Source organism: Massilia sp. Root133 (assembly GCF_001426525.1).
GTDB classification, from domain to species: Bacteria; Pseudomonadota; Gammaproteobacteria; order Burkholderiales; family Burkholderiaceae_D; genus Telluria; species Telluria orientalis.
The window spans coordinates 307,392-333,352 of the sequence record NZ_LMEW01000036.1 but is presented as its reverse complement, the minus strand read 5'-3'; the positions used below and the strand labels follow the sequence as shown (position 1 = coordinate 333,352).

The 25,961-nt window shown below is 68.0% G+C and carries 23 protein-coding genes; 15 read left to right on the top strand and 8 right to left on the bottom strand.

Features of this window, described 5'->3' with window-relative positions; translation table 11 throughout:
* Positions 1–171: 171 nt before the first annotated feature.
* The 3 genes from ASD28_RS30785 to ASD28_RS30775 all read left to right on the top strand — a co-directional run bounded on the left by ASD28_RS30785 (position 172) and on the right by ASD28_RS30775 (position 4,698).
* On the top strand, positions 172–2,847 hold the full coding sequence (locus ASD28_RS30785; RefSeq protein WP_056137409.1) for an EAL domain-containing protein: 2,676 nt from the start codon (positions 172–174) through the stop codon (positions 2,845–2,847).
* Positions 2,848–2,970: 123 nt separating this feature from the next.
* Positions 2,971–3,822, top strand: a complete 852-nt coding sequence (locus ASD28_RS30780) for a sulfurtransferase (protein ID WP_229412441.1) — start codon at positions 2,971–2,973, stop codon at positions 3,820–3,822.
* A 51-nt stretch (positions 3,823–3,873) separates the two neighbouring features.
* A complete protein-coding gene (locus ASD28_RS30775; protein ID WP_056137406.1) occupies positions 3,874–4,698 on the top strand; it encodes a hypothetical protein in 825 nt (274 codons plus the stop codon).
* On the opposite strand, the gene ASD28_RS30770 is transcribed toward ASD28_RS30775, so the two are convergent.
* Positions 4,695–6,029, bottom strand: a complete 1,335-nt coding sequence (locus ASD28_RS30770) for a hemolysin family protein (protein ID WP_056137404.1) — start codon at positions 6,027–6,029, stop codon at positions 4,695–4,697. The genes ASD28_RS30775 and ASD28_RS30770 overlap by 4 nt on opposite strands.
* A 146-nt stretch (positions 6,030–6,175) precedes the next feature.
* Between ASD28_RS30770 and ASD28_RS30765 the strand changes: the two genes are divergently transcribed.
* On the top strand, positions 6,176–8,062 hold the full coding sequence (locus ASD28_RS30765) for an NPCBM/NEW2 domain-containing protein (RefSeq protein WP_056137401.1): 1,887 nt from the start codon (positions 6,176–6,178) through the stop codon (positions 8,060–8,062).
* Here ASD28_RS30765 and ASD28_RS30760 read toward each other — a convergent pair.
* The 3 genes from ASD28_RS30760 to ASD28_RS30750 form a co-directional block, all read right to left on the bottom strand.
* Positions 8,025–9,626 (bottom strand): murein L,D-transpeptidase, encoded by a 1,602-nt coding sequence (locus ASD28_RS30760; protein WP_056137399.1) that lies wholly within the window; start codon positions 9,624–9,626, stop codon positions 8,025–8,027. The genes ASD28_RS30765 and ASD28_RS30760 overlap by 38 nt on opposite strands.
* Before the next feature lie 63 nt (positions 9,627–9,689).
* Positions 9,690–10,574 (bottom strand): aromatic amino acid DMT transporter YddG, encoded by an 885-nt coding sequence (gene yddG / locus ASD28_RS30755; protein ID WP_056137397.1) that lies wholly within the window; start codon positions 10,572–10,574, stop codon positions 9,690–9,692.
* Positions 10,571–11,485, bottom strand: a complete 915-nt coding sequence (locus ASD28_RS30750; RefSeq protein WP_056137395.1) for a LysR family transcriptional regulator — start codon at positions 11,483–11,485, stop codon at positions 10,571–10,573. The genes yddG and ASD28_RS30750 overlap by 4 nt, the downstream gene beginning before the upstream one ends.
* A gap of 103 nt (positions 11,486–11,588) precedes the next feature.
* Between ASD28_RS30750 and ASD28_RS30745 the strand changes: the two genes are divergently transcribed.
* From ASD28_RS30745 to pcaD, 8 genes are read left to right on the top strand one after another with little or no spacing between them, the layout of a single operon-like run.
* A complete protein-coding gene (locus ASD28_RS30745; RefSeq protein ID WP_056137393.1) occupies positions 11,589–12,698 on the top strand; it encodes a muconate/chloromuconate family cycloisomerase in 1,110 nt (369 codons plus the stop codon).
* Positions 12,699–12,715: 17 nt separating this feature from the next.
* Positions 12,716–13,006, top strand: a complete 291-nt coding sequence (gene catC, locus ASD28_RS30740; RefSeq protein ID WP_056137391.1) for a muconolactone Delta-isomerase — start codon at positions 12,716–12,718, stop codon at positions 13,004–13,006.
* Positions 13,007–13,031: 25 nt separating this feature from the next.
* Entirely contained in the window at positions 13,032–13,952 is a 921-nt protein-coding gene (gene catA / locus ASD28_RS30735; RefSeq protein ID WP_056137389.1) for a catechol 1,2-dioxygenase, read from the top strand.
* Between the two features lie 10 nt (positions 13,953–13,962).
* The gene (benA, locus tag ASD28_RS30730) at positions 13,963–15,333 is read left to right on the top strand and encodes a benzoate 1,2-dioxygenase large subunit (RefSeq protein WP_056137387.1); all 1,371 of its coding nucleotides are present in this window, start codon (positions 13,963–13,965) and stop codon (positions 15,331–15,333) included.
* The gene (benB, locus tag ASD28_RS30725) at positions 15,330–15,830 is read left to right on the top strand and encodes a benzoate 1,2-dioxygenase small subunit (protein WP_056137385.1); all 501 of its coding nucleotides are present in this window, start codon (positions 15,330–15,332) and stop codon (positions 15,828–15,830) included. Before benA ends, benB begins: the two co-directional genes overlap by 4 nt.
* A 13-nt stretch (positions 15,831–15,843) precedes the next feature.
* Positions 15,844–16,875: a benzoate 1,2-dioxygenase electron transfer component BenC gene (gene benC / locus ASD28_RS30720; RefSeq protein WP_056137383.1), complete on the top strand. Its 1,032-nt coding sequence runs from the start codon at positions 15,844–15,846 to the stop codon at positions 16,873–16,875.
* The gene (locus tag ASD28_RS30715) at positions 16,872–17,648 is read left to right on the top strand and encodes a 1,6-dihydroxycyclohexa-2,4-diene-1-carboxylate dehydrogenase (protein WP_056137381.1); all 777 of its coding nucleotides are present in this window, start codon (positions 16,872–16,874) and stop codon (positions 17,646–17,648) included. Before benC ends, ASD28_RS30715 begins: the two co-directional genes overlap by 4 nt.
* A gap of 3 nt (positions 17,649–17,651) precedes the next feature.
* A complete protein-coding gene (pcaD, locus tag ASD28_RS30710) occupies positions 17,652–18,431 on the top strand; it encodes a 3-oxoadipate enol-lactonase (protein ID WP_056137380.1) in 780 nt (259 codons plus the stop codon).
* 39 nt (positions 18,432–18,470) lie between these two features.
* Here pcaD and ASD28_RS30705 read toward each other — a convergent pair whose 3' ends face one another.
* The 3 genes from ASD28_RS30705 to ASD28_RS30695 all read right to left on the bottom strand — a co-directional run bounded on the left by ASD28_RS30705 (position 18,471) and on the right by ASD28_RS30695 (position 22,213).
* Complete coding sequence (locus ASD28_RS30705; protein WP_056137378.1) at positions 18,471–19,556, bottom strand: porin; 1,086 nt, start codon at positions 19,554–19,556, stop codon at positions 18,471–18,473.
* An 89-nt stretch (positions 19,557–19,645) separates the two neighbouring features.
* Entirely contained in the window at positions 19,646–20,989 is a 1,344-nt protein-coding gene (locus tag ASD28_RS30700; RefSeq protein ID WP_056137376.1) for an MFS transporter, read from the bottom strand.
* A 12-nt stretch (positions 20,990–21,001) separates the two neighbouring features.
* The gene (locus ASD28_RS30695) at positions 21,002–22,213 is read right to left on the bottom strand and encodes a benzoate/H(+) symporter BenE family transporter (protein ID WP_056137374.1); all 1,212 of its coding nucleotides are present in this window, start codon (positions 22,211–22,213) and stop codon (positions 21,002–21,004) included.
* Between the two features lie 198 nt (positions 22,214–22,411).
* Between ASD28_RS30695 and ASD28_RS30690 the strand changes: the two genes are divergently transcribed.
* From ASD28_RS30690 to ASD28_RS30680, 3 genes are read left to right on the top strand one after another with little or no spacing between them, the layout of a single operon-like run.
* Complete coding sequence (locus ASD28_RS30690; RefSeq protein ID WP_056137372.1) at positions 22,412–22,594, top strand: DUF3311 domain-containing protein; 183 nt, start codon at positions 22,412–22,414, stop codon at positions 22,592–22,594.
* On the top strand, positions 22,591–24,090 hold the full coding sequence (gene mctP, locus ASD28_RS30685; protein ID WP_056137370.1) for a monocarboxylate uptake permease MctP: 1,500 nt from the start codon (positions 22,591–22,593) through the stop codon (positions 24,088–24,090). Before ASD28_RS30690 ends, mctP begins: the two co-directional genes overlap by 4 nt.
* 48 nt (positions 24,091–24,138) lie before the next feature.
* Positions 24,139–24,801: an SGNH/GDSL hydrolase family protein gene (locus ASD28_RS30680; RefSeq protein WP_056137368.1), complete on the top strand. Its 663-nt coding sequence runs from the start codon at positions 24,139–24,141 to the stop codon at positions 24,799–24,801.
* On the opposite strand, the gene ASD28_RS30675 is transcribed toward ASD28_RS30680, so the two are convergent.
* Complete coding sequence (locus ASD28_RS30675) at positions 24,768–25,889, bottom strand: WYL domain-containing protein (protein ID WP_162252973.1); 1,122 nt, start codon at positions 25,887–25,889, stop codon at positions 24,768–24,770. The genes ASD28_RS30680 and ASD28_RS30675 overlap by 34 nt on opposite strands.
* Between the last annotated feature and the right edge of the window lie 72 nt (positions 25,890–25,961).

The window sequence follows — 25,961 nt, the reverse complement described above, 5'->3', positions numbered from 1 at the left end:
TCCAAGTATTGCTGAACTACAGAGAGCTTGAACCGCTCATCGTACTTCGTCATGAAAAAACCCCAAAAGTTGGTGTCCAACTTTTGGGGTTCAGTTCACGACGGGAGCCTTTTTTCTTGGGCGGCGTGTATGATATTTACAGGCTGTGCTTTCCCACGGGGAGGGACGACGATGGCCTTGAACTCGATCCGCAAGCTGCGGCGCGGCATGGTGCTGTTCGCGCTGATCCTGCCATTGCTCTACATCCTGTCGGCCGGGACCGCGATCGTCATGGACCGCCGCTCCACGCTGGCGCAGGCCGGATCGGACATGCGCAACATCGCCGCCACGCTCGACGAACATGCGCTGCGCACCTTCGGCGAGGCCGACACCCGCCTGCGCTGGGCGCTCGGCGAGATCGAACGGCGCGGCCTCGTGCTCGCCCCGGCGGACGAGCGCGACCTCCACGACATCCTGGCCGCCGCGATGGACGGGGCGCCGCAGGCCGCCAGCCTGAACCTGATCGGTGCGGACGGCTGGCTGCGCGCCAGCAGCACCACGTATCCGCTGCAGCCCATCGACAGCCGCGACCGCGAATACTACATCTACCTATCCTCGCACCCCGCCCGCGGCATGCATGTCGCCCGCTCGATCCGCTCCCGCACGAGCGGCAAATGGACGATCCCCGTCGCGCGCCGGGTCGACCATCCGGACGGCACGCTGAAGATGATCGGCGGCTTCGGCGTCGACATGGCCTATTTCGACCGCTTCTACCGGACCCTGCGGCTGGGCGACAGCAGCCGCCTCATGCTGCTGCGGCGCGACGGCTGGGTGATCATGGAGACACCGCTCGGGGCCGACGTCATGGACCGCAACGTGGCCACGACGGGCCTGTTCCGCAAACTGGCCGAGGCACCGTCCGGCGTGTACGAAACGGAACGCAGCATGATCGACGGCCGGCCGCGCCTGATCGGCTATGCGAGCCTGCCCGAATCGGATATCGTCGCCGTGGCGAGCGTCGCCCGCGCCGAGGTGCTGCGCCCGTGGGTCGTGCGCAGTTGTGAAGTGGCCGCCATCGGCGCCGTGTCCACCCTGTTGCTGCTGGGATTGCTGCGCTTCCTGTGGCTGCGCCTGGCCGACCTCGAGGAAACACAACACAACCTCACCCGCCGCAACGCCCAGCTGGACGCGGCGCATCGCCGGTTCCAGGAACTGGTCGACGGCATCGACGGCGTCGTCTGGGAAGCGGAACTGCCGGCGTTCCACTTCACCTACGTCAGCGGCAACGCCGAAGCCATCTCGGGCTACAAGGCCGGCGAGTGGATCCGCGACCCCGCGTTCTGGCGCGACCGCCTCTGCACGACGCCGGACGGCAAGACCGTCGAGCCCGTGCTGGACATGGACGGGCCGGGCCTGCTCAAGCCGGTCGAGCATCACCTCATGACGCCGGATGGCAGGGAGATCTGGCTGCTCAGCAACGTCATGCTGGCCGGGTCGGGGACGGGACACCTGCAGGTGCGCGGCGTCACGGTCGACGTCACGCGCCAGAAACAGTCGGAGCTGCAACTATTCCAGGCGGTCCACGTCGACCCGCTGACCCGGCTGCCGAACCGGCGTGCCTTCGTCGACCACGTCAACCACGCGCTGGCGCTGGCGGAGCGCAACGGGACGATGGTCGCGCTCGTCCTGATCGACCTCGACAACTTCAAGACGCTCAACGACACGCTCGGCCACGGGCGCGGCGACCAGGTGCTCGTGCGGATCGGCGAGCGGCTGCGCGACTGCATCGGCCCGACCGATGTTCTGGCGCGGATGGGCGGCGACGAATTCGCCATCGCCGTCGAGGGCGGCCACCGGCTGGCGCTGCGGGCGGAGCACCTCGCCGAACGCATCCACGCGGCCTGCGCCGACAAGGTCGCGTTCGACGACCGCGAGCTGTATCTCACCCTCAGCATGGGCATCGCGCTGTATCCCCAGGACGGGCTGGATTGCCAGGCCCTCGTGCGCAGCGCCGATACCGCGCTGTACCGCGCCAAGGCCTCCGGCCGCAACGGCTGGCAATTCTTCGACAGCTCGATGGCGCGCCAGGTCGAGCACCGGATGGACCTGGAAACGGGCCTGCGCCATGCGATCGAAGGCGGCGAGTTCCAGCTGTTCTACCAGCCGCAGCGCTCGCTGGCGGACGGCCGCATCGTCGGTGCCGAAGCCCTCGTGCGCTGGGACCGCCCCGGCCGGGGCATGGTGCCCACGCAGGAGTTCATCAACGTCGCCGAGGAAAGCGGCTTCATCGTCGCGCTCGGCAACTGGGTGCTGCGCGCGGCCTGCTGCCAGGCGGCCGACTGGGGCCGGACCGGCCTGCCGCTGCGCATCGCCGTCAACGTGTCCGTCGTTCAGCTGCGCCAGGCCGATTTCGTCGACCAGGTGCGGTCTGCGCTGGTCCTGTCCGGCCTGCCGCCGCACCGGCTGGAACTGGAGATCACGGAAGGCGCGTTCGTCGCCGACACCCTCGACGCGATCGGTAAGCTGCACCTGATCAAGACCATGGGCGTGGAACTGGCGGTCGACGATTTCGGCACGGGCTACTCGTCGCTGTCCTACTTGAAGCAGCTGCCCGTCGACCGCCTCAAGGTCGACCAGAGCTTCGTGCGCGACCTGCCCCGGAACGCGGGCGACCGCGCGATCGTGCGCGCGATCCTGGCGATGGCCGCCAACCTGAACCTGCAAGTCATCGCCGAAGGCGTCGAGTCGGAAGAGCAGCTCGAGTTCCTGCGCGCCGAGGGCTGCCACGAGATCCAGGGCTTCGTCGTGTCGCCGCCCCTCAGCGCGGCCAGCTTCGCCGAACGGTTCCTCGCCATCGACCATGTCTGAGGTCGGGTCCTGTACCATACGTCCTTCCGCCACTTCCCTCTGCCTTCGCCCTTGGACAGCATCCCTCTTTTCGGCTGGCGCCGCGACCTGCCCCGCTGGCGTCATCTCGTCACGCCCTCATGGTTGACGACGCTCGCAGGCGGTAGAGCCCGGGTGTTCGAAGCGGGATGCGACGCACAGGATACCTACGCGGCCGGCCATATCCCCGGCGCCGGCTACCTCGACACGACGTGGTTCGAACACGGACCGCTATGGAACAAGGTCCCCGACGCGGCACTCCAGCGGGTACTGCTCGCCCACGGCATCCGCCACGATGTCACCGTCATCCTGTACGGCCGCAACGTCCTCGCGGCCGCGCGCGTCGCGCACCTGCTGCTGTACGCGGGCGTCGCCGACGTCCGCCTTCTCGACGGCGGGTTCGCGGCCTGGCAGCGGGCGGGCCTGCCGCTCGAATCCGGGCCGCCGCGTCCCGGTCCCGCGGCGGACGATTTCGGCGCGCCCTTCCCCGCGCGGCCGGACTACCTGTTCGACATGGACCAGGTGCGCGGCCTGCTGCGGCATGGACAGGGCACGCTGGTCAGCATCCGCACGTGGAACGAGTACATCGGCAAGACCTCGGGCTACAGCTACATCGAAGCGCGCGGCGACATCGCCGGCGCGCTGTGGGGCCGGGCCGGCGAGGACGGCGACGTGAACAGCATGGCCGCGTTCCACCACGCCGACGGGCGCATGAAACCCGCGGCGGACATCCTGCGCATGTGGGCGGCGGGCGGCATCCATGCGGGCCCGCCGGCGGTGTTCTATTGCGGCACCGGCTGGCGCGCGTCGCTGGCGTTCTTCTACGCGTGGCTGATGGGGTGGGAGCGCATTGGGGTGTACGACGGCGGCTGGTGCGAATGGAGCCAGGCGCCGGACAACCCGGTGGTATGCCGCGCGGAGCGGCAGGACGTCAAACTCCGGCGCCATTGTCGATAACGCGGAAATCGCATACACTCCGAAAAGTTATCGATAACTAAGATTCGGACAATGACCAACACGATCTCCCGCCGCCTGCTCGCCATCGACGAAGGCCGCCAACAACTGTCGCTCGTCGACACGGCCACCGACACCTTCCACTGGACCCTGGACCTGTCCCCCTACCCGCTCGCGCGCGACCTGCAGCGGATCGACGCGGCCCGCGCGCTGGTCGGCTTCGACCGCGGTTTCTTCGAGCTGGACATCGAATCGGGCCGCGTCCTGCACGCCTGCGCGCGCTGGACCGACGTCACGGCCGTGCACCGCCGGCCCGACGGCCACACGCTCGTGACGGGCTGGAACCTGGACGGCACGGGTGGCGTCAACGTGCTGACGCTGGACCGCGACTGGAACGTCGTCGCCAGCGCGCGCCGCGACGGCGACTACGTCCGCCTGATGCGCCCGACGCCAGACGGCACATACCTGCTGTGCACCAACGACCACATCCTGGAAACGGCGCCGGACCTGACGGAACGCCGCCGCTTTGGCGTGTCCGAATTCGAGCATGCCTGGAAGGCCGAACGGAACGGGGACGGCACCACCCTCGTTTCAGGCGGCTATGGCGCCGTGATGGTGCTGTTCGACGCGGCCGGGAACGTGCAGCAGCGCTGTGGCGCCGCGGCCGACCTGCCCGCGGAGGTGGCGCCGTTCTTCTACGCGAGCTTCCAGCAGCTGGACAACGGCCACCTGCTCGTCGCGAACTGGCAGGGACACGGTCCGGACAACGGGCACAAGGGACGGCAGTTGCTGGAGTTCGACGCGCAGCGCCGGCTGGCCGGCACGTGGTCGGCCCCGCAGCGGATCTCGTCGCTGCAGGGCATCCTGGTGCTGGACTAGTCGGCCACCGTATCGGCCTGCGTGGCGGATGGTGCGCCGCGCGCGCCGATCCGCTTCACGAGCAGCTGGTCGATGCGGTAGTGGTCCACGTCGAGCACTTCGAAGCGCATGCCTTCGTATTCGACGCTGTCGGTCGGCTTGGGCACCTTGCGCAGCATGTACATCATGAAGCCGGCCGCCGTCTCGTAGTGCTCCTCCTCGGGCAGCGCGTCCAGCTCGAGCACGCGCTTCATGTCCGCCACCGGCGTGCTGCCGTCGATCAGCCAGGAACCGTCCTCGCGCTGCAAGGCCTGCTGGTCGGCCTCCAGCGGTGCGCCCCATTTGCCCATGACGGTCACCATGATGTCGCTGAGCGTGACGACGCCGACGACGAGCGCGTACTCGTTGATCACGACGGCGAACGTCTCCTTGGTGGCGCGGAAGCGGTCGAGCAGTTCGGACAGCGTCAGCGAATCGGGAATGATCAGGACCTTGCGGATGCTCGATTCGTTCAGCTGGAAACGGGACTGCCGGTTGAACAGCTGCACGAGGATGTCGCGCGTGTCCACGTAGCCGATCACGCGGTCGATCACGCCGTCGCACACCGGGAATTTCGACAGCGCGTGCGTGGCGATCTTCTGGCGGATGCTGTCCTCGGCTTCGTTCAGCGTGAAGAACACGACGTTCTCCCGCGTCGTCATCGTCGACGTGACGGCGCGCGATTCCAGTTCGAACACGTTCTCGATGAAGTGCTGCTCCTGCTTCTGCAGCACGCCGGCCTGCGCGCCCGCTTCCACGACGGCCGAGATTTCGTCGAAGGTGATGCGGTCCTCGCGCGTCGTGTCGACGCCGAATACGCGGAACAGCATGTTCGCCACCTTGTTCAGCGCCCAGGACAGCGGCTTGAACACGCGGATGACGACCATGACCGGCCGCACGACGGCCATCGCCGTGCTCTCCGGCGCGATCATCGCAAGGCGCTTGGGCATCAGGTCGGCGAACAGCACGAACAGCGTCGTGACAAACACAAACGACAGCGCGAACGCGACATTGTCGCGGCCCGGCCCGTCGTAGAAGAGCGTCAGCCATTCCAGGAAAAACGGCCGCAGCGCGCCCTCCCCGAGGATACCGCCCAGGATGGCGATCGCATTCAGGCCGATCTGCGAGGCGGCGAAGAAGTCGGCCGACTGCGCCTGCAGCGCGATCACCTTGTGTGCGCGCTCGTCGCCCGCCTCGGCCAGCAGTTTCAGCTTGATCTTGCGTGCGCCCGCCAGCGCGATTTCGCTCAGGGACAGGAAGCCGGCGGCCAGCACGAGGACGGCCAGCAAGGCCAGATGTTCGAACAGATTCATGGGACACCCGGAATAATGATGTCACTTTAACATATGCCCCAACCCTGCCGAAATTGATATACCGGATGACACATTTAATAATTGTCGAACGCTCCGGCGCTTTGCATAATCTGCTATTACGTCCACATCTCACACTGGAAATCCCGATGCAAAAGCCTCGCCTTGCCCTGATTCCCCTGTTGTTCGCCGCATCCTTGTCTCATGCCGCCACCGATCCGCTCGCGCCGACCGCGCGCTGGAGCGCCTACACCGCCGGCCATGCGGCCACGCCGCCGATGGGCTGGAGCAGCTGGAACGCGTTCGGCACCGACATCGACGAGGCGAAGGTCCTGGGCGCGGCCCAGCGCCTCGTGGACAGCGGCCTGGCCGCCAAGGGCTACCGCTACGTCAACATCGACGACGGCTGGGCGCTGCGCCGCAACCAGCCGGACGGCCACTTGATCCCGCGCCCGGACCGGTTCCCGTCCACCGTCGACGGCGGGTTCCGTCCGTTCACCGACAAGATCCACGCGATGGGCCTGAAGGCCGGCATCTACTCGGACCTGGGCCGCAATACGTGCTCGCAGGCGTACGGCGGCGACGACCCGAACCTGCCGAAGGGCAGCGTGCTCGAACGCGAAGTGGGCCTGTACGGCCACATCGACCAGGACATCGGCCTGTTCTTCCGCGACTGGGGCTTCGACTTCATCAAGGTCGACGGCTGCGGCCTGCGCGCGTACGGCGCGGACAGCCCGAAAGTCAAGACGGGCAACTACCGCGCGCTGAAGCCCGTGCTGGACCTGGAATCGGTCGCCCGCTCGGACATCCCGGCCGTGCAGGCGGAATTCACGCAGATCAACGAGGCGCTGAAGCGCAGCAATCCGGACGGCGACTACCTGCTGTCGCTGTGCGTGTGGGGCTCGGCCGACGTGCGCGCCTGGGGCAAGAACTTCGGCAACCTCTCGCGCACGAGCGACGACATCCGCCCGAATTGGCCGCGCCTGCTCAGTAACTACGACAGCGCCGCGCGGCGCGAACTGTACGGCCATCCGGGCAGCTGGAACGATCCCGACATGCTGTACATCGGCGCCGGCGATTTCGACGCGAACCACCTGACCGAGGCGAAATCGCACTTCGCGCTGTGGGCCATGCTGAATTCGCCGCTGATGACGGGCGCCGACCTGCGCACGACACCGCAGGCGCTGATGGACATCTTCGGCAACGCCGACATCATCGCGCTGAACCAGGACCCGGCCGGCAACCAGGCAGTGCTCGCGTACGACGCGGACGACGTGCAAATCCTCGTCAAGACGCTCGCGTCGGGCGACAAGGCCGTCGCCATCTTCAACCGCGGCCTCGCGGCCATCGACGCCGACCTGACGGCCGAGCACCTCAAGCTGCGCAAGGACGGCAAGATCACGCTGACCGACCTGTGGTCGAAAGAAACTTCGTCGTTCACGAACGAGACCAAAGTGAAAGTGGCGCCGCGCGAGACGCGCATCTTCCGCGTCCAGGGCGCACGCGCGCTGGCGGACGGCCTGTACCTGTCGGAGCAGCCGGGCAGCGTGAATCCGGCCGTCGACGGCGTGACCAAGCCCACGGCCGATCCGACCGTGTTCCGCTCGTCGTTCGGCTGGAGCGGCACCAAGGGCGGCGGCGAACGCCCGATGTACGCCGGCTTCGGCGGCGCGCGCGCGGACAGCACGCCGTACGGCCAGTGGCTGCAGATCGGGGGCAAGCGCTACGACGCCGGCATCGGCATCCTGGCCAATTCGCGCCTGGAAGTGCGCAACCACGATTACCGCCGCCTGGAGACGAAGGTCGGCGTCGACGATTCCGCGCAGGACCGCAAGAACGGCGTGACGTTCCTGGTCTACGGCGACGGCAAGCTGCTGGCGAAGAGCCGTGCGCTGCGCTGGGGCCAGCCGGCGCAGGCGCTGAGCGTGGACGTCGGCGGCGTCAAGCTGATCGAACTCGTGGCGAAGAGCACGGGCGGCGCCAACGAGCAGCTGCCGGTTACCTGGGGTGACGCGGCGCTGACGTCAGCGCGCTGATGTTCGAGGACTGGCGGCGTGCCGCCAGTTCCTGTTCCAGCTTGACGTCGCGGCCGTAGATGTCCGCGGCGAAGCGCGCACTGCCCTCGCCGTCGGCGATGGCGGTCGCGTAGAACAGCACCACGGGAATCGAACGAGCCAGGTCGACGTGCTTCGTCGGCCCCGGCTGCAGCGCTTCCTGGATCGCATCCGCCGTCCACTGGCGCTGCCCGCCGAGCACGTACTGCGCCAGCGCGGCCGGATGCTCGACGCGGATGCAGCCGTGCGACAGGTCGCGCCGGCTGCGTTCGAACAGTTCGCGCGCCGATGTCGAGTGCAGATAGATGTCCATCGGGTTCGGCATCGCGAACTTGATCGGTCCCAGCGAATTCTTCGCACCCGGGCGCTGGCGCACGCGCGCCCGCCCTGCCTTCAGGTCCGCCACGCTCGCGTCGGGCGGCACCGTCTCCATGTCATGCTGCTTCAGGTACGCCCGATTGCGCGCGAGCTTCGGCAGGATCTCTTTTTCCAGGATGCTGCGCGGGACATTCCAGTACGGGTTGAATTCGAGGTAGCGCATCTGCCCGACGAACAGCGGCGTTTCCGTCTTGACGGCGGAGCCGACGACGACGCGCATCTCCAGCGGCGCCTCCGAGCTGCCGTTCTGCAGCGCCCACAGCCGGTAGGCCGGCAGGTCGACGACGATCAGCGGGCCGGGACCGAAATCCGGCAGCCAGCGCAAACGCTCCAGCGTCAGTTCGAGCTGGCGCACGCGCTGCGCGGGCGGCACGTTGAGCGCATTGACCGTCCCGCGGCCCAGCACACCGTCTTCCTCCAGCCCATGGCGCGCCTGGAAGTGGCGCACGCCCTCTTCCAGCTTGTCGCCGTAGATGCCCTCGGCCGGCCGCACCGCATCCGCCGGCAGGTCGCCCAGCAGCACGAGGCGCTCGAACAGCGCCTGTGTATCCGCGTACGCCCCGCCCGGCTTGACCTTCGCCTGCGGCACCGGCAGCGCCGGATACGGCTGCTGCGCCAGCTCGCGGTAGTGCGCCAGCGCCGCCTTGACCTGCGCGTACAGCGGCAGCTGCGGCTCGGCCGCCTGCACCGCGTCGCGCAGCTTGCCGGCCGCGAGTCCCGTGCGCAGGCGCTCGACCGGATCGTAGCGCTTGAGGCGCGCGTCCGACTTGCCGGTGTGGTACTCGGAACGCACGCGGCCCACGCGCAGGTCGGCCAGGTAATGCAGCATCGCCGTCGTCAGCGCGACGTCGAACCGGGCCGGATCGGCATGGCCGGATCGCAGCTGCTGCTGCAGGTCGTCGGCGCCGTAATCCTGCGGATCGAGGCCCTGTACGGGAGCCTGGCGCAGCACCCACAGCGCGGCGGCGGCGGTCTGCGGATTCCACGCGGGCGCGTACTTGCGCGGCGCGTAGAACCGGTCGAGCCAGCCGCGTTCGTCGTAGGGGCCGGGCAGTGGCGCGGCCTGCGCATGGATGGCCGCGGGGATGGACTGGGCGAAGGAGAAACGGGGAAAGAGGGCCGCGGCACAGAGCACGAGCGCGGTGGCGATTTTCTGGCTGGACTTCATGGATGCTTTCGGACTTCGGCAACGATACGTTACCGATGAGCATCATACCCGCAACGCGTGATATCAGCGTGTACGATTGGTGCGCGTGGCGAGCCAGCACAGGATGGCGCCGCCGCACACCATGGCCGCACCCTGCCAGAACGCGAGCGACAGCGGCGCGCGCAGCAGGAGGGCCGAGAGCGCCGCGGACAGCACGGGGATGAAGTACGACGCGCCGGCCAGGACCGTCACGTTCCCGTGCAGGATGCCGACGTTCCACGCGCCGTAGCCGAAGCCCATGGCGCCCGCGGCCAGCAGCAGGTAGACGACGGCCTCGAGACTGAAATCCATGGGGCCGCCGCCCTCCAGCAGGTACTTGCCCCACAAGGTCGCGGCCACGAGGATGAAGAACAGCGTGACGCCATTCTTTCCTTCCGCGATGCGCGCCGTCACCGTGCAGTACGCGGCCCAGATCACGGCGCCGGCGAACGCCAGCCCATAGCTGAGGGGGTTGGCGCGCACGTTGCGCAGCATGCCGGGCAGGTCGACGCCTTGCGCGCCGCCCAGCACCCAGCAAATGCCGACGATGGACAGCGCGAACCCCGGCACGATCAGGAAGTTTGTCTTCTGCCGGTTGAACAGGATGCTTGCCACGATCGTGAACGTGGGCCACAGGTAGTTGACCATCCCGACCTCGATGGCCTGGCGCGCTGTGTCCGCATAGCCGATCGACAGCGACAGGCACAGCTCATAGGTCACGAACAGCAGGCTGCCCCAGGCCAGGTAGCGGCGCGGCAGCCGCGCATGGCCCACCGACAGCAGCAGGAATACCGACGCCACGCTGTACATCAGCGCGGCCCCGCCCGTGGGGCCGAGGTGGACGCTGACCTGGCGGATCAGGCCCACGATGGCGCTCCACAGCAGCACCGCCGTCAGCCCGATCAGGGTCGCCTTGTTCCTGTCTTTCACAAGGCTTCCCTGACGTGCGGGATGCTTAGATCGTCGTAGACCGAATACACGGCGGCCAGCATGTTTTCCAGCTCGGGCGCGCGGTCCATGTGGCGCACGCTGAAGAAGATCGGCGACACCGCGTGCTTGTCCTCGATGCGCCGGTACACGACGTTCCGGTGATGCATGCCCTGCACGCTCTCCGGCACGACCGCGATGCCCTGCCCGGCCGCCACGAGGCCCATCGCGATCTGCAGTTCGCGCACTTCCGTCACGTGGTCCGGCGTCAGGTTCGCTTCGCGGAAGGCGGCCAGCACCTGGTCGGCGAAGCTGGGCCGCGGCGCCTTCGGATACACGAGCAGCGCTTCATGGATCAGGTCCGTCAGGCGCAGCTTGCCCTCTTTCTCCGCGAGGCGGTGGCCGGGGAACAGCGCCACCACCATCGGCTCCTCGCGCAGCAGGATGCGGCGGATGCTCGTGTCCTCGCTCTTCAGGCGCCCGAAGCCCACGTCGATGCGCCCTTCCTTCAATGCCTTGAGCTGCTCCACCGTCGTCATCTCGTGCAGGGTCACCTCCACCTCCGGGTGGTTCTCGCGGTAGCGGCGGATGATGTCCGGCAGCAGGCCGTACAAGGTCGATGCGACGAAGCCGACAGACAGCGTCCGTTCCAGCTTGCCCACGCGCTGCGTCATCGTGCGCAGGTCGCGCACCTGGTCGAGCAGCGGCTTTGCATGCGCCAGGAAAAAGGCGCCGGCTTCCGTCAGACGCAGCGGCCTCACCCCTTTTTCGATCAGGGTCACGCCCAGGTCTTCCTCCAGTTGCTGGATCTGCCGGCTCAGCGGCGGTTGGGCGATGTGCAGGCGCTCGGCGGCGCGCGTGAAGTTGCGTTCTTCCGCGACCGCGACGAAGTAGCGCAGGTGTCTTAATTCCATACTCGATACCTATAGGGTATTGAAACCATACCAAAACGGTGTTGGACGCCCGTCATTTGCAGGAATATCGTGTCCTCACCTCAGCGAATTATACGCAAATAATATGATTCAATATATCGAAACCTTCCTGCTCGACGTGCCGACGATCCGGCCGCACAAGCTGTCCGTCGCGACGATGAACACGCAGACCCTGGTGCTCGTGCGCGTCCGCTGTGCCGACGGCGTGACCGGCTGGGGCGAGGCCACCACCATCGGCGGCCTGGCCTACGGCGAAGAGAGCCCGGACAGCATCAAGGCCAATATCGACACCCATATCGCCCCACTGCTGATCGGCATGGACGCCGCCCAGCCGGCAAAAGCGATGGCGAAGGTGCGCAAGGCCATCCAGGGCAACCGCTTCGCCAAGTGCGCGCTGGAGACGGCGCTGCTGGATGCGCATGCGCGCCGCCTGGGCGTGCCGCTGTCCGACCTGCTGGGCGGCCGCGTGCGCGACACGCTTCCGGTCGCGTGGACGCTGGCCAGCGGCGACACGGCCAAGGACATCGCGGAAGCGGAACACATGCTGGAGATCCGCCGCCACCGCATCTTCAAGCTGAAGATCGGCCTGCGCAGCGTGGACGCCGACGTCGCCCACGTGCTGGCGATCAAGCGCGCGCTGGGCGACCGCGCCAGCGTGCGCGTCGACGTCAACCAGGCCTGGAGCGAAGCGCAAGCCGTGCGCGGCATCGCGCAGCTGGAAGCCGGCGGCGTCGACCTGGTCGAGCAGCCCGTGAAAGCCCATCACACGGCGATGCTGGGCCGCCTCGCGCGCCGCTTCGACGTCGCGATCATGGCCGACGAGGCCCTGCACGGCCCGGTCGATGCGCTGGCGCTGGCCCGCGCCGACGCCGCCGACGTCTACGCCGTCAAGATCGCGCAATCCGGCGGCCTGTTCGCGGCGCTGGAAGTGGCGGCAGTCGCGCGGCTGGCCGGCATCGGCCTGTACGGCGGGACGATGCTCGAAGGCGGCATCGGCACCGCGGCCACGGCGCACGTCTGCGCCACGTTCGCCGACCTGGAGTGGGACACGGAATTGTTCGGCCCCCTGCTGCTGACCGAGGAAGTGCTGCGCGAACCGCTCGTGTACCGCGACTTCGAACTGCAAGTGCCGACCGGGCCCGGTCTCGGTGTCGACATCGATACCGACAAGCTGCGCAGCCTGCAACGCAAGTAAAGACACTGGAGACCACCATGCTGTTCCACGTCCGAATGAACGTCGACCTGCCCGCGACGATGCCACCCGCCGAAGCCGCGGCGCTCAAGCAGACCGAAAAGGACCTCGCCCAGCGCCTGCAGCGCGAGGGCAAATGGCGCCACCTGTGGCGCATCGCCGGGCAGTACGCCAACGTCAGCATCTTCGACGTCGACAGCGTCGACGAGCTGCACACGCTGCTGACGTCCCTGCCCCTGTTCCCCTACATGCACATCGACGTCATGCCGCTGTGCCGCCATCCCTCGTCCGTCCGCGACGGCGACATTTGACCCAACCTAAAAAAGGAGACCTGAAATGAACCACGCAGACATCGAACGACTGGCCCACAGCTGGGTCGTGGACGCCGCCGACCGCCCCGCCGACCCGCGCGTGCAGCAGGTGGTGCTGCGCCTGCTGGGCGACCTGTGCAAGGCGATCGAGGACCTCGACATCACGCCGACCGAATTCTGGCACGGCGTGGCCTACATGTCGGCCGCGGGCGCCGCCAATGAACTGGGCCTGCTGGCCGCGGGCCTGGGACTGGAACGCTTCCTCGACATCCGCGCCGACGAAGCGGAGCAGAAGGCCGGCCTGGAAGGCGGCACGCCGCGCACCATCGAAGGCCCGCTGTACGTGGCCGGCGCGCCGGAAAGCGTGGGCTTCGCCCGCCTGGACGACGGTACGGAAAGCGAAAAGGGCGAGGTCCTGTTCATGCAGGGCACCGTGTTCGACCAGCAGGGCAAGCCGCTGCCGGGCGCGAAGGTCGAGGTGTGGCACGCGAACCTGACGGGCAACTACTCGTTCTTCGACCAGACGCAGGCGCCGTTCAACCTGCGCCGCACGATCGTCACGGACGATCAGGGCCGCTACCAGTTCCGCAGCATCATCCCGGTCGGCTACGGCTGCCCGCCGGACGGCACGACGCAGCAGCTCCTGAACCTGCTGGGCCGCCACGGCCAGCGCCCCGCGCACATCCACTTCTTCGTCAGCGCCCCGGATCATCGCAAGCTGACCACGCAGATCAACATCGACGGCGACGAATACCTGTGGGACGACTTCGCGTTCGCGAGCCGCCCGGGCCTCGTGCCGCCCGTGAACCGGATCGACGACCCGGCGCAGCTGGACGCCAAACGTGTCGACAAGCCGTTCGCGTCGATCGACTTCGACTTCCACCTGTACCACGACACCGCCGCCGCGCCGACCACGCAGGTCGACCGTCCGCGCGCCGCCGCCTGAGGACACCGCCATGATCCCGATCGTTCCTGTCGACGCGTTCAAGCCCAAACGGCTGGACGACTACATGATCGAAGACGCGCAAACGGGCGACCACCGCCTGCACCGCAGCGCCTTCACCGACGAGGCCCTGTTCGAGCTCGAGATGAAGCACATCTTCGAGGGCAACTGGATCTACCTGGCGCACGAGAGCCAGGTCGCCAACGTCAACGATTACTACACGACGCACATCGGCCGCCAGCCGGTGTTCATCGCCCGCAACAAGAGCGGCGAGCTGAATGCGTTCATCAACGCGTGCAGCCACCGCGGCGCCCAGCTGTGCCGCCACAAGCGGGGCAACAAGGCGACGTACACCTGCCCGTTCCACGGCTGGACCTTCAACAATAGCGGCAAGCTGCTGAAGGTGAAGGATCCGGAATCGGCCGGCTATCCGGAATGCTTCAACAAGGAAGGCTCGCACGACCTCAAGAAACTGGCGCGCTTCGCCAACTACAAGGGCTTCCTGTTCGGCAGCCTGAATCCGGACGTCGAACCGCTGGAAGCCTTCCTCGGCGAGGCCGGCAAGATCATCGACATGATCGTCAACCAGTCGCCGGAAGGGCTGGAAGTGCTGCGCGGCTCGTCGACCTACACGTTCGAGGGCAACTGGAAACTGCAGGCCGAGAACGGCGCCGACGGCTATCACGTGACGGCCGTGCACTGGAACTACGCGGCCACCACGAACCACCGCAAACAGGAACAGGCCGCGGGCGAAGACAAGATCCGCGCCATGGACGCCGGCAACTGGGGCCGCCAGGGCGGCGGCTTCTACGCCTTCGAGCATGGCCACATGCTCCTGTGGTCGCAGTGGGCGAATCCGGAAGACCGCCCGAACTTCGCGCGCCACGCCGAGTACACGGAAAAATACGGCAAGGCGACCGCGGACTGGATGGTCGGACGCTCGCGCAACCTGTGCCTGTACCCGAACGTGTACCTGATGGACCAGTTCAGTTCCCAGATCCGCGTGCTGCGCCCGATCGCCGTCGACAAGACCGAGGTGACGATCTACTGCATCGCGCCGAAGGGCGAATCGGCCGAGGCGCGCGCGCACCGCATCCGCCAGTACGAGGACTTCTTCAACGTCAGCGGCATGGCGACGCCGGACGACCTGGAAGAATTCCGCGCCTGCCAGCAGGGCTACAACGGCGCCGCGATGCAGTGGAACGACATGTGCCGCGGCGCCAGGCACTGGATCCACGGCGCCGACGACGCGGCGCAGGACATCGGCCTCGCGCCCGTCATGAGCGGCGTGCGCACGGAGGACGAAGGCCTTTACACGATCCAGCACCGTTACTGGCTCGACGTGATGAAGAAGGCGTTCGAAGCAAAAGGAGAGGCGAAATGAGCGCATTCACCAAACCCGCGATCGAGGATATCCAATCCTTCCTCTACCGCGAAGCGCGCCTGCTCGACGACGAGCAATGGGACGACTGGCTGCAGTGTTACGACGCGAACGCGCGCTTCTGGATGCCGTCGTGGGACGACGACGGCACGCTGGTCCAGGACCCGGAGCGCGAGATCTCGCTGATCTTCTACCCGAGCCGCCAGGGGCTGGAGGACCGCGTCTTCCGCATCAAGACGGAACGCTCCAGCGCGACGATTCCCGATACGCGCACCAGCCACAACATCGCCAACGTGGAACTGGAACAGGTCGACGGCAGCCGCCACACGGTGCGCTTCAACTGGCACACGCTGAGCCACCGCTACCACACCAACTACAGCTATTTCGGCATGTCGCGCTACGTGATCGACTTTTCCGGTCCGGCGCCGAAGATCCTGGACAAGTACGTCGTGCTGAAGAACGACTACATCAGCCAGGTGATCGACATCTATCACATCTAAGCAGGAGACGGTCATGAGCCACACGATCGCACTGCAGTTCGAAGACGGCGTCACGCGCTTCATCAGCTGCAACCCCAACGAAAAACTGTCCGACGCGGCCTACCGCCAGAAGGTCAACATCCCCCTCGACTGCCGCGACGGCGCCTGCGGCACGTGCCGCGGGCTGTGCGAATCCGGCAGCTACGACATGCCGCCGGACAGCTACATCGAGGATGCCCTCGAAGAGAAGGATGCGGCGGCGGGCTACGTGCTGGCGTGCCAGATGCGTCCGACGTCGGACTGCGTCGTGCGCGTTCCGGCCACGTCGGCCGCGTGCAAGACGGGCGTCGGCGACTTCCCCGGCACCGTCACCGCCGTGGAACAGCTGTCGCCGTCGACGATCCGTTTCTCGATCGCGCCGGACCATCCCGACCAGCTGGACTTCCTGCCCGGCCAATACGTGAACGTGACGGTGCCGGGCACGGACCAGACGCGCTCGTATTCATTCGCTTCCGCGCCGGGCGCGGAACAAGCCAGCTTCGTGGTGCGCAACGTACCGAATGGCCTGATGAGCACCTGGCTGACCGGCCAGGCGCAATCGGGTCAGCCGATCTCGTTCTCCGGTCCGTACGGCAGCTTTTACTTGCGGCCCGTGCACCGTCCCGTGCTGATGCTGGCCGGCGGCACCGGCATCGCGCCGTTCCTGTCCATGCTCGATGTGCTGGCGGCCAAAGGGTTCCCGCATCCGGTACGTCTGGTCTACGCCGTGACCAACGACCACGACCTGGTCGGCCTGGCGCAGCTGGACCGCATCGCGGCCGCGCACCCGCAGTTCCAGTACGTGACCTGCGTCGCGGCGGCGTCCAGCACGCATCCGCGCAAGGGTTATGCCACGGCGCACGTGGAACCGGGCTGGATGCATGGCGGCGACGTCGACGTCTACCTGTGCGGCCCCGTGCCCATGGTCGACGCGGTGCGCGGCTGGCTGGACGGCATCGGCGTGAAACCGAACTCGTTCCACTTCGAGAAGTTCTCGGCCACGAGCACGGCGGGGGTGACGGCATGATGCATCCGGACCGTTTCAGGGACAAGGTCATGATCGTCACCGGCGCCGCCCAGGGCATCGGCCGCGGCGTGGCGCTGGCGGCGGCCGCGGAAGGCGCGCGGCTCGTGCTGGCCGACCGTTCGCCGCTCGTGCACGAGGTAGCCCGGGAGACCGGGACGCAACCCCTCGTCGTCGAGGCCGACCTCGAGACGTGGGCCGGCGCGGCCACGCTGGCGGCACGCGCGCTGGAGGCCTGCGGCCGCATCGACATCCTCGTCAACAACGTGGGCGGCACGATCTGGGCCAAGCCCTACCAGGAATACGATCCGGACCAAATGGAGGCCGAGATCCGCCGCTCGCTGTTCCCGACGCTGTGGTGCTGCCGCGCGGTGCTGCCGGCGATGATGGCCGCGCAGGCCGGCGCGATCGTCAACGTGTCGTCGGTGGCCACGCGCGGCATCTACCGCATCCCCTACTCGGCCGCGAAAGGCGGCATCAACGCGCTGACGGCCAGCCTCGCGATGGAGCACGCGCAGGACGGCATCCGCGTCAACGCCGTCGCCACCGGCGGCACGGAAGCCCCGCCGCGCAAGGTGCCGCGCAATCCGAAGGCGCTGAGCGAGCAGGAGCAAACGTGGTACCAGGGTATCGTCGACCAGACGATCGCGACGAGCCTGATGCACCGCTACGGCACCATCGACGAGCAGGTCGCCGCCATCCTGTTCCTCGCCTCGGGCGAAGCGTCGTACATCACGGGCACCGTCCTGCCCGTGGGCGGCGGCGACCAGGGGTAAGCGATGAGGTACGTTGACATTGACGACGTCCGCCTGCACGTGCGGACCGACGGCGATCCCGCGCGACCGTGCATCGTGCTGTCGAACTCCCTCGGCACGGACCTGGCGATGTGGGATCCGCAGGCCGCCGTCCTGGCCCGCGACTATTTCGTGCTGCGCTACGACACGCGCGGCCACGGCCTGTCCCGGCGCGGCACGATGCCTGTGACGCTCGAACGCCTCGGCCGCGACGTCGTCGGCCTGCTCGACGCGCTGGCGATTCCGCGCGCGCATTTCTGCGGCATCTCGATGGGCGGCATGACGGGCCAGTGGCTCGGCATCCACGCGCCGCGGCGGCTGGACAGGCTCGTGCTGGCCAACACCGCGGCGCGCATCGGCACGCACGAGGGCTGGACCGCGCGCGCCGCCCAGGTGCGGGCCGGCGGCATGGATGGCGTGGCCGACGGCGCCGCGGCGCGCTGGTTCACACCCGCCTTCCTTGCGCGCGAGCCGCACGTGGTCGCGCGCATGATCGCCCGCCTGCGCGAGCAGGATGCCGAAGGCTACGCGGCCTGCTGCGATGCGCTGGCGGACGCCGACCTGCGCAGCGCGATCGGCACCATCGCCGTTCCCACGTTGATCATCGCCGGCGCCGCGGACCCGGTCACCACCGTCGCCGACGCCGGCTGGATGCGCGACCGGATTCCCGGCGCGTGCCTCGTCGCGCTGGCGGCGTCCCACATCTCCAGCATCGAAGCGGCGCCGCAGTTCGCCGGCGCCCTCGTGTCCTTCCTCGCCGGCTGACCGGGGCAAGGCGGCAGCAACCCTGCCGCCTTGCCGCCATCAGAACGCGTGCCGCAACCCCGCCATCACCCCGCTCTGCGCCTTGCCCGGCGCCGTCGTGCCGCCGGCATCGAGCGCGATCGCGGCCGCGCCGTGGTTGTCCATGCGGCCGACGCCCGCATACACGGCGCTGCGCACCGACAGCGCATACGTCAGGCGCGCGACCGCCAGGTTCGTGTCATCGGGCGAGCCCTTGACGTTCTTGCGCGCCACCTGGGCATCCAGCGTCAGGCGCGGCGCGACCGGGATGCTCGCGCCGAGGTAGAACAGGTCGGATTCGGCGATGCCCGACGCGGCATCCGTCTTGCGGTCGATGACGCCGGCGCCGATCTTCGTCTTGCCCGCCATGATCCAGCCGTTGGCCGTGATGCGGCGGTCGTAGTGCGCGCTGTCCGTCAGCCCACCCGCCGCGCCCGTGTTCCCATACAGCTTGTCGTACGTGGCATTGATGCCGTAGGCCGTCGTGTCATAGCCCAGCAGGGCCGTGTATTGGCGGCAGGCGCGCGCATTGCCCGGCACCTCGCCCGCGCAGCCGGTGGCGGACGGGCCGCCGGCCGCCGACGCGTCGCGCCCGAAGCTCCACGTGGCGCCGACCGTCACCCCGTCGAACGTGCCGAGATAGCCGATCGCGTTGTCGCTGCGCGCGTTCGGTAGATATAAATCGATGCTGTTGATCGAGAAGAGGTTCGGTCCCAGCACGTCGCTCTTCATCGTGGCGAGATACGTCATGTTGAGGATGCGGCCCAGCTGCAACATGCCCCAGCGGCCGCGCAGGCCCACCCACGCCTGGCGTCCGAACAGGCGGCTGCCCTGCCCGAGCGCGCCGACGTCCGGATTGAAGCCGCTCTCCAGGTTGAACACGGCGGAGAGACCGCCGCCGAGGTCCTCGCTGCCGCGCAAGCCGATGCGCGACGGCAGGCTGCCCGTCAGCGACGGTTCGCGCGTTACGCCGTGGCCCGCCGCGTCCGCGTTGTTCATGTGCGCCAGCGCCACGTCGACGATGCCGTACACCGTCACCTGGCTTTGCGCCTGCGCGCCGCCCGCTCCCAGACCCGCCGCGAGGGCGATCGCTACTGCCTTTTTCATCATGTCTCCTGTTGGTTGTTGTTCGGGCGGAGGCAAGGCTCCGCCCTGGATGCTGCGCACCCATGAAAAACGTGTGTGAGGGAATCCGGTCAGGCTTCGGCGACGGCGCCGGTGTGCTGCGGCACGGCGGACGCCGAGCGCCCGTGGCGGATCAGTGCGACCGATACGGCGGCGATGACGGCCGGGATGGCGATCGCCTGGAAGTTCTGCTGCAGCGGCAGCGCCATGCCGACGAGCGTGCCGATGACGATCGGTGCGAGGATGGCGCCGCCGCGGCCCACGCCGGAGGCCCAGCCGATGCCGGTCGAACGGATCGCGGTCGGATAGAACTGGCCGGCATAGGCGTAGGTGACGATCTGCGTGCCGATCGTCGACGCCCCGGCGAGGCCGACGAGCACGAACAGCGCCGGCGTGGATACCGGATAACCCAGCAGCGTGATCGAGACGGCGGCCAGCGCATACATCGCCACCAGCACGTACTTGATGTGGAAGCGGTCGGCGAGCCAGCCGCCGCCGACGGCGCCGACGACGGCGCCGAAATTCAGCACGAGCACGAAGGTCAGCGCCGACCCGAGGCTGTAGCCCGCCCCGGCCATCAGCTTGGCGAGCCAGGAGCTCAGCGCGTACACCATGAACAGGCACATGAAGAAGGCGATCCAGAACATCGCGGTGGAGAATCCGCGGCCGTCCTGGAACAGCTGTCCGATCGGGGCGCCCTGGGCGCGGTCCGCGACGGGCAGGTCGAAGCGGTCGCCGGCTTGCGCGCGGTACGACGGCTCCATGCGCGCGAGCGTGCGCTGCAATTCGGCCAGGCGCTTGCGCTGCACGAGGAAAGTCATCGATTCCGGCAGGCTTTTCAGGATGAACGGAATCAGCAGGACCGGCACGCCGGCCGCGAGGAACACGGACTGCCAGCCGTGCTGCTCGATCAATCCCTTGCCCAGCAGCGCGGCCAGCATGCCGCCCACCGCGTAGCCGCTGAACATCAGCGTGACCATGGTCGCGCGGATGCGCCTGGGCGAATATTCCGTCATCTGGGCGACCACGTTCGGCATCACGCCGCCGATGCCGAGGCCCGCGAGGAAGCGCATCGCGCTGAACACGTACGGATCGCTGCTCATGCCCGCGGCGGCCGTGAACACGCTGAACAGCGCGAGGCAGATGACGATGGCGTGGCGCCGGCCGATGCGGTCGGCGATCGTGCCGAGGAAGATCGCGCCGAACATCATGCCGAACAGCGCGGAACTGACCATGAAGCCAGCATTCTGCGCCGTCACGCCCATCTGCTTCATGATCGAGGGCAGCGCGATGCCGGCCACGGCGAGATCGTAGCCGTCGCAGATGATGATGAGGGCGCACCACGCGAGGATGCCGGCGTGGAAGCGGTTGAACCTGGCCCCGTCGGCCAGTGCGTGGATGTCGATGTGCCGCATGCGATTGTCTCCTTATGGATGTGTTGTCGTGGGGTGATGCAGGATGCGGTGCGCCGCCATGCCGATGACGACGCCCCAGAACGCGGCGCCGAGGCCGAGGAAGGTCATGCCGGACGCGGTGGCGAGGAAGGCGATCACCGAGGCTTCGCGGTGGTCCTCGGCCGCCATCACGCCGGCGAGGTTCGAACCGATGGCGCCCAGCAGCGCCAGTCCCGCCAGGCAGACGATCAGTTCCTTCGGCAGCGCGGCGAACAGCATGACGATGGAACCGCCGCACAGGCCCGCGAGCAGGTAGAACACGCCGTTGGCGATGCCGGCCACGTAGCGGCGGCGCGGGTCCTCGTGCGCGTCGCGGCTCGTGCACATCGCGGCCGTGATGGCGGCGAGCGCGATCGTGATGCCGCCTGTGCACGCGATCGCCAGCGACACGAGGCTGCACGTGACGATCACCGGCCGCGCCGGCGTGGCGTAGCCGGACGTCTTCAGCACCGCGATGCCGGGCAGGTACTGGCCGGTGAGCGTCACCAGCACGAGCGGCAGCGCGAGGCTGAACGTGCTGGTCCAGCTCCACGCGGGCGCGATCACCGCAGGCACGACGAACCCGAAGCGGACGGCGGCAAGATGCGTCGCGCCGGACAGCCACGCGATGCCGGTGCCGGCGACGAGCAGCAGCACGACGCCGTAGCGCGGCACCGCGCGGCGGAACACGAGGTACGCGGCGATCATGCCGAACGCCAGCAGCGGCAGCGTGCCTGCCGTCCTGAACGCGTTCATCCCGAACGGCACGAGGATCCCGGCCATCATGCCGCTGGCGATCCCTGTCGGCACGTGGGCCATGATGCGTTCGAGTGAGCCGGACAGGCCGATGGCGAGCAGGATGGCGGCCGCGGCGAGATAGGCCCCGACGGCCTCGCCCAGCGGCAGCTGCGGAAACAGCGTGATGAGGAGCGCGCTGCCCGGTGCCGACCACGCCGTGATGACGGGTGCGCGCAGGCGCCAGCTCAGGACGATGCCGGCGATGCCCGCGCCGACGGAGATGCCCCACACCCACGATGCGAACATGGCGTCCGGCATGCGGCCCGCCTGCGCGGCCTGGTAGAAGATCGCCAGCGGTCCGGAAAACGAGACCAGCACGGCCAGGAAGCCCGCGGCCACGGCCGACAGCGATCCGTCGGACCAGCGCCGGCCGCGCACGGCGGCGCACTCCACCTGTCCTGTGCCCATGGTGTCTCCTTGTCTTATCGTTATCGGGACCAAGGGTAGAGAGATTGCACAGGCGCGTCCAAGACCGATTTGGTATCCATTCGATACCTGATGGGTATGGCGTGTGCGCGGTTTTGTGTCGCGTGTCCCCTACAATCTGATACTGTTTTCCTGGAGACCCCTGGCGAATAATCGACGATTTCTCGCCAAGGAATCTCCATGAAGCTCCTGCTGCTCATCCCCTTCCTGGGCCTGCTGTGGACGCCGTTCTACAACCAGCCCCTGCCCGCCCTGTTCGGCTTTCCGTTCTTTTACTGGTACCAGTTTCTGTGGGTGCCGCTGACGTCCTTCCTGATCTGGCTCGTCTACCGCCACGAGCAAAGGAAGGGAGAGCAGCGATGACATCCACGATCAACTGGACCGCGCTGTGGGTCTTCATCGGCTTCTTCGTCCTCGTCACGGTGATGGGCTTCATGGCCTCGCGCTGGCAGTCGGGCGGCGCGGGCAAGGGCGAGCACCTCGACGAATGGGGCCTGGGCGGCCGCAACTTCGGCACGTGGATCACGTGGTTCCTCGTCGGCGGCGATTTCTATACCGCCTACACCGTGATCGCCGTGCCGGCCCTCGTCTACGCGGTGGGCGCCTACGGCTTCTTCGCCCTGCCCTACACCATCCTCGTGTACCCGATCGTCTTCGTCATCATGCCGAAGCTGTGGGGCGCCGCGCAGGCCGCCGGCCACGTGACCGCGGCCGACGTGGTCTACGGCCGCTACGGCTCGCGTCCGCTGGAACTGGCGATCGCGCTGACGGGCGTCGTCGCCACGATGCCCTACATCGCGCTGCAGCTCGTGGGCATGGAGGTCGTGATCAGGGCGCTGGGCCTGACGGGCGAACTGCCGCTGGCGGCGGCGTTCATCGTGCTCGCCCTGTACACGTATGCCGCGGGCCTGCGCGCGCCGGCGCTGATCGCCTTCGTCAAGGACGTCATGATCTACATCGTCGTGCTGGTCGCGGTGGTGCTGGTGCCGGTGAAGCTGGGCGGCTATGCCGGCATCTTCTCGGCCGCCGGCGACGCGTTCGCGGCCAAGGGCGGCGCCACCGGCCTGGTCTTGCAGCCCGCCCAGATGCTGCCGTATGCGACCCTGGCGCTCGGCTCGGCGCTGGCCGCGTTCATGTACCCGCACACGCTGACCGGCATCTTCGCCGCGAAGAGCGCCGACACGATCCGCAAGAACGCCATCTTCCTGCCGGCCTACACGATCCTGCTGGGCCTCATCGCGCTGCTCGGCTACATGGCGCACGCCGCGCACCTCAAGGTGGCGAGCAACAACGACGTCGTCCCCGCCCTGTTCGGCGCCCTGTTCCCGGACTGGTTCAGCGGCTTCGCCTTCTCCGCCATCGCCATCGGCGCGCTGGTGCCGGCGGCCGTGATGTCGATCGGCGCCGCCAATCTCTTCACGCGCAATTTCTGGAAGCCGTACGTCAACCCGCACGTCAGCCCGGCCGGGGAGGCGAAGGTGGCGAAGATGGTGTCGCTCGTCGTCAAGGTCGGCGCGCTGGTCTGCATCGTGTTCCTGCCGACGAAGTTCGCATTGGACCTGCAGCTGCTGGGCGGCGTGTGGATCCTGCAGACCTTCCCCGCCGTCGTGTTCGGCCTGTTCTCGCGCCGCTTCGGCAGCACCGCCCTGCTGTGCGGCTGGGCCGTCGGCATCGTGGCCGGCACGTGGATCGCGTTCGGCGACGGCATCAAGCCGGTGCATACGCTGCACCTGGGCGACGCCGGCGTGACCCTGTACACCGGCTTGCTGGCGCTGGCCGTCAACGTCGCGGTGGCGCTCGTCGCGCAGGTGGTGGTGGGTGTGGCGCAGCGCGGCGTCGCCGGGAAGACCGCCGCGTAGTCGTCCCGCCGTGCGATCATCATGCCTGGCATCGCTACCGGAGGCATCATGAGCCATATCGTCTTGTTGGGCGACTCGATTTTCGATAACGCGTTGTACGTCGCGGAAGGCATGGAGGTCGTGTGCCATGTGCGGGCGGCGCTGGGCCGGCAAGGCGAGGTGTCCCTGCTGGCCCGCGACGGCAGCGTATTGAGCGACGTCGAGGCGCAGGTCGCACGGCTGGCGGAACTACCGGCACCACCGACCTGGCTCGTCGTGAGCTGCGGCGGCAACGATGTCCTGCCGCTCGTGGGCGCGATGCAGACGCCCGTGCGCTCGGTCCTCGATGCCGCCGAACTGCTGGCGTCCTGGCAGGCGGAGTTCCGCCGCGCCTACCGGCACATGCTCGACGTCGTGCTGTCGCAACGCGTGCCGGTGGCCGTGGCGACGGTCTACGATGCCGTCCCGAACCTCGCGCCGGGACTGCGCACGGCGCTTGCGCCGTTCAACGACGTGATCCTGCGCGAGGCCGCGGCCCGCGCGCTCCCGGTGCTCGACCTCCGGCTGACCTGCGCGGAAGCGGCCGACTATGCGTCCTCGTCGCCGATCGAGCCCTCCGCGCAGGGCGGCCGCAAGATCGCCGCCGCGATCGCCGCGCTGGTCGGCGCCCACGACCCTGCCGCGCGCCGGACGGTCGTTTATGGCGCCGCGGCGCCGGCAGCGTCACCGTAATGCGCCGCGGCCCAGGTGGCGAACTGCCGCAGTTCCTCGCGCAGGTCCGGCGGGGCCACGACTTGCAGCAGATGCGCCTGGGCCTGCAGCATCCACACCAGTTCGCGCGTATAGGTCACGGTGGCACGGAGTTCGTGGCCGCCTTCGGGCCGCGCGGCGATGCGCTGGTCGGCGCCGAGCGGGGTGTCGATGTAGTTGGCGATGAGTTGGTTGCCCGCCTTGCCGGGCCGGGAGCGCAGCACCAGGGCCACGGTCCCTGCCGGGAAGAACTCGAGCGCGCCGCCGGCGAGGACGTCCTGCAACACGGGCAGGCCGCGCGCCACCGGTTGGTTGACGCGGCGCGCGACGTGCCGGACCCGGTCCATCCGGAACGTGCGCGGTCCGTCGACCAGCCGCCCGTCCTCTTCCTTCGCCGCGACCAGCCAGAAGAACCGACCCTTCTTGACCATGCCGATCGGATGCAGGCGGTAGCTCGCCTCGCCCGCGCGACTGGCGGCGGCGTACCGCACATCGACCTGTTCGTCGCGCAACAAGGCTTCGTTGATCTCGCGCAGGTGCGCGCCGTCGAGCGGCGGCGGCGACATCGTCGGGCCTTCCGCGAGGATGCGGATCTTTTGCCGATAGCGCGCGTACTCGTCCCTGCCGGGCCAGTGGCCCACCCGCGCCGCGGATTGTTCATACGCCGCCAGGGTCCGCTGCGCCGAGGCCGGGACCAGCATGTGCAGTTCCTGTGCGAGCAGGTTCACGAGCAACGCATCTTCGCTCGAGGGCAGGCGCAGCATCAGGGGCCTCGCCGGTGTCCGGTGCGACCACAGCTTGCCTGACGCATTCGCCGGGTTCGGGTTGCCCACGATATCGATGCCGGCGTCGCGCCAGGCGTTGCCCTCCGCGGCGATCTCGGCCAGATCCCGCTCGACCGTGCGTACCACGCACTGGTAGCCTTCCTCGTTCAGCCGCCGCGCCAACGCGGACGCACCGATGCCCGGGCGGCCGCTGTCGGGCAACAGCGCGACCAGCGCAAGCCGGCGCCGCAACGTCTGTTCGACGCGCGCTTTCCCGCCGCCGCTCTCATCGGCATCTCGATCCATGTACGCCTCCCCGATCCGACGGAGCATAAGTCGAATGTTGCATTTAGTCAACGTGCGACTTATGCTGTCGCA

Bases quoted from the DNA above. Each gene is read 5' to 3' on its own strand.
- catA (WP_056137389.1), top strand. From the start codon at position 13,032: ATGAACCACGCAGACATCGAACGACTGGCCCACAGCTGGGTCGTGGAC.
- ASD28_RS30745 (WP_056137393.1), top strand. From the start codon at position 11,589: ATGATTCAATATATCGAAACCTTCCTGCTCGACGTGCCGACGATCCGG.
- ASD28_RS30705 (WP_056137378.1), bottom strand. From the start codon at position 19,556: ATGAAAAAGGCAGTAGCGATCGCCCTCGCGGCGGGTCTGGGAGCGGGC.
- mctP (WP_056137370.1), top strand. From the start codon at position 22,591: ATGACATCCACGATCAACTGGACCGCGCTGTGGGTCTTCATCGGCTTC.
- ASD28_RS30750 (WP_056137395.1), bottom strand. From the start codon at position 11,485: ATGGAATTAAGACACCTGCGCTACTTCGTCGCGGTCGCGGAAGAACGC.
- benC (WP_056137383.1), top strand. From the start codon at position 15,844: ATGAGCCACACGATCGCACTGCAGTTCGAAGACGGCGTCACGCGCTTC.
- ASD28_RS30695 (WP_056137374.1), bottom strand. From the start codon at position 22,213: ATGGGCACAGGACAGGTGGAGTGCGCCGCCGTGCGCGGCCGGCGCTGG.
- ASD28_RS30690 (WP_056137372.1), top strand. From the start codon at position 22,412: ATGAAGCTCCTGCTGCTCATCCCCTTCCTGGGCCTGCTGTGGACGCCG.
- ASD28_RS30700 (WP_056137376.1), bottom strand. From the start codon at position 20,989: ATGCGGCACATCGACATCCACGCACTGGCCGACGGGGCCAGGTTCAAC.
- benA (WP_056137387.1), top strand. From the start codon at position 13,963: ATGATCCCGATCGTTCCTGTCGACGCGTTCAAGCCCAAACGGCTGGAC.
- ASD28_RS30785 (WP_056137409.1), top strand. From the start codon at position 172: ATGGCCTTGAACTCGATCCGCAAGCTGCGGCGCGGCATGGTGCTGTTC.
- ASD28_RS30770 (WP_056137404.1), bottom strand. From the start codon at position 6,029: ATGAATCTGTTCGAACATCTGGCCTTGCTGGCCGTCCTCGTGCTGGCC.
- ASD28_RS30765 (WP_056137401.1), top strand. From the start codon at position 6,176: ATGCAAAAGCCTCGCCTTGCCCTGATTCCCCTGTTGTTCGCCGCATCC.
- ASD28_RS30680 (WP_056137368.1), top strand. From the start codon at position 24,139: ATGAGCCATATCGTCTTGTTGGGCGACTCGATTTTCGATAACGCGTTG.
- catC (WP_056137391.1), top strand. From the start codon at position 12,716: ATGCTGTTCCACGTCCGAATGAACGTCGACCTGCCCGCGACGATGCCA.
- ASD28_RS30715 (WP_056137381.1), top strand. From the start codon at position 16,872: ATGATGCATCCGGACCGTTTCAGGGACAAGGTCATGATCGTCACCGGC.
- ASD28_RS30775 (WP_056137406.1), top strand. From the start codon at position 3,874: ATGACCAACACGATCTCCCGCCGCCTGCTCGCCATCGACGAAGGCCGC.
- ASD28_RS30760 (WP_056137399.1), bottom strand. From the start codon at position 9,626: ATGAAGTCCAGCCAGAAAATCGCCACCGCGCTCGTGCTCTGTGCCGCG.
- benB (WP_056137385.1), top strand. From the start codon at position 15,330: ATGAGCGCATTCACCAAACCCGCGATCGAGGATATCCAATCCTTCCTC.
- ASD28_RS30675 (WP_162252973.1), bottom strand. From the start codon at position 25,889: ATGGATCGAGATGCCGATGAGAGCGGCGGCGGGAAAGCGCGCGTCGAA.
- pcaD (WP_056137380.1), top strand. From the start codon at position 17,652: ATGAGGTACGTTGACATTGACGACGTCCGCCTGCACGTGCGGACCGAC.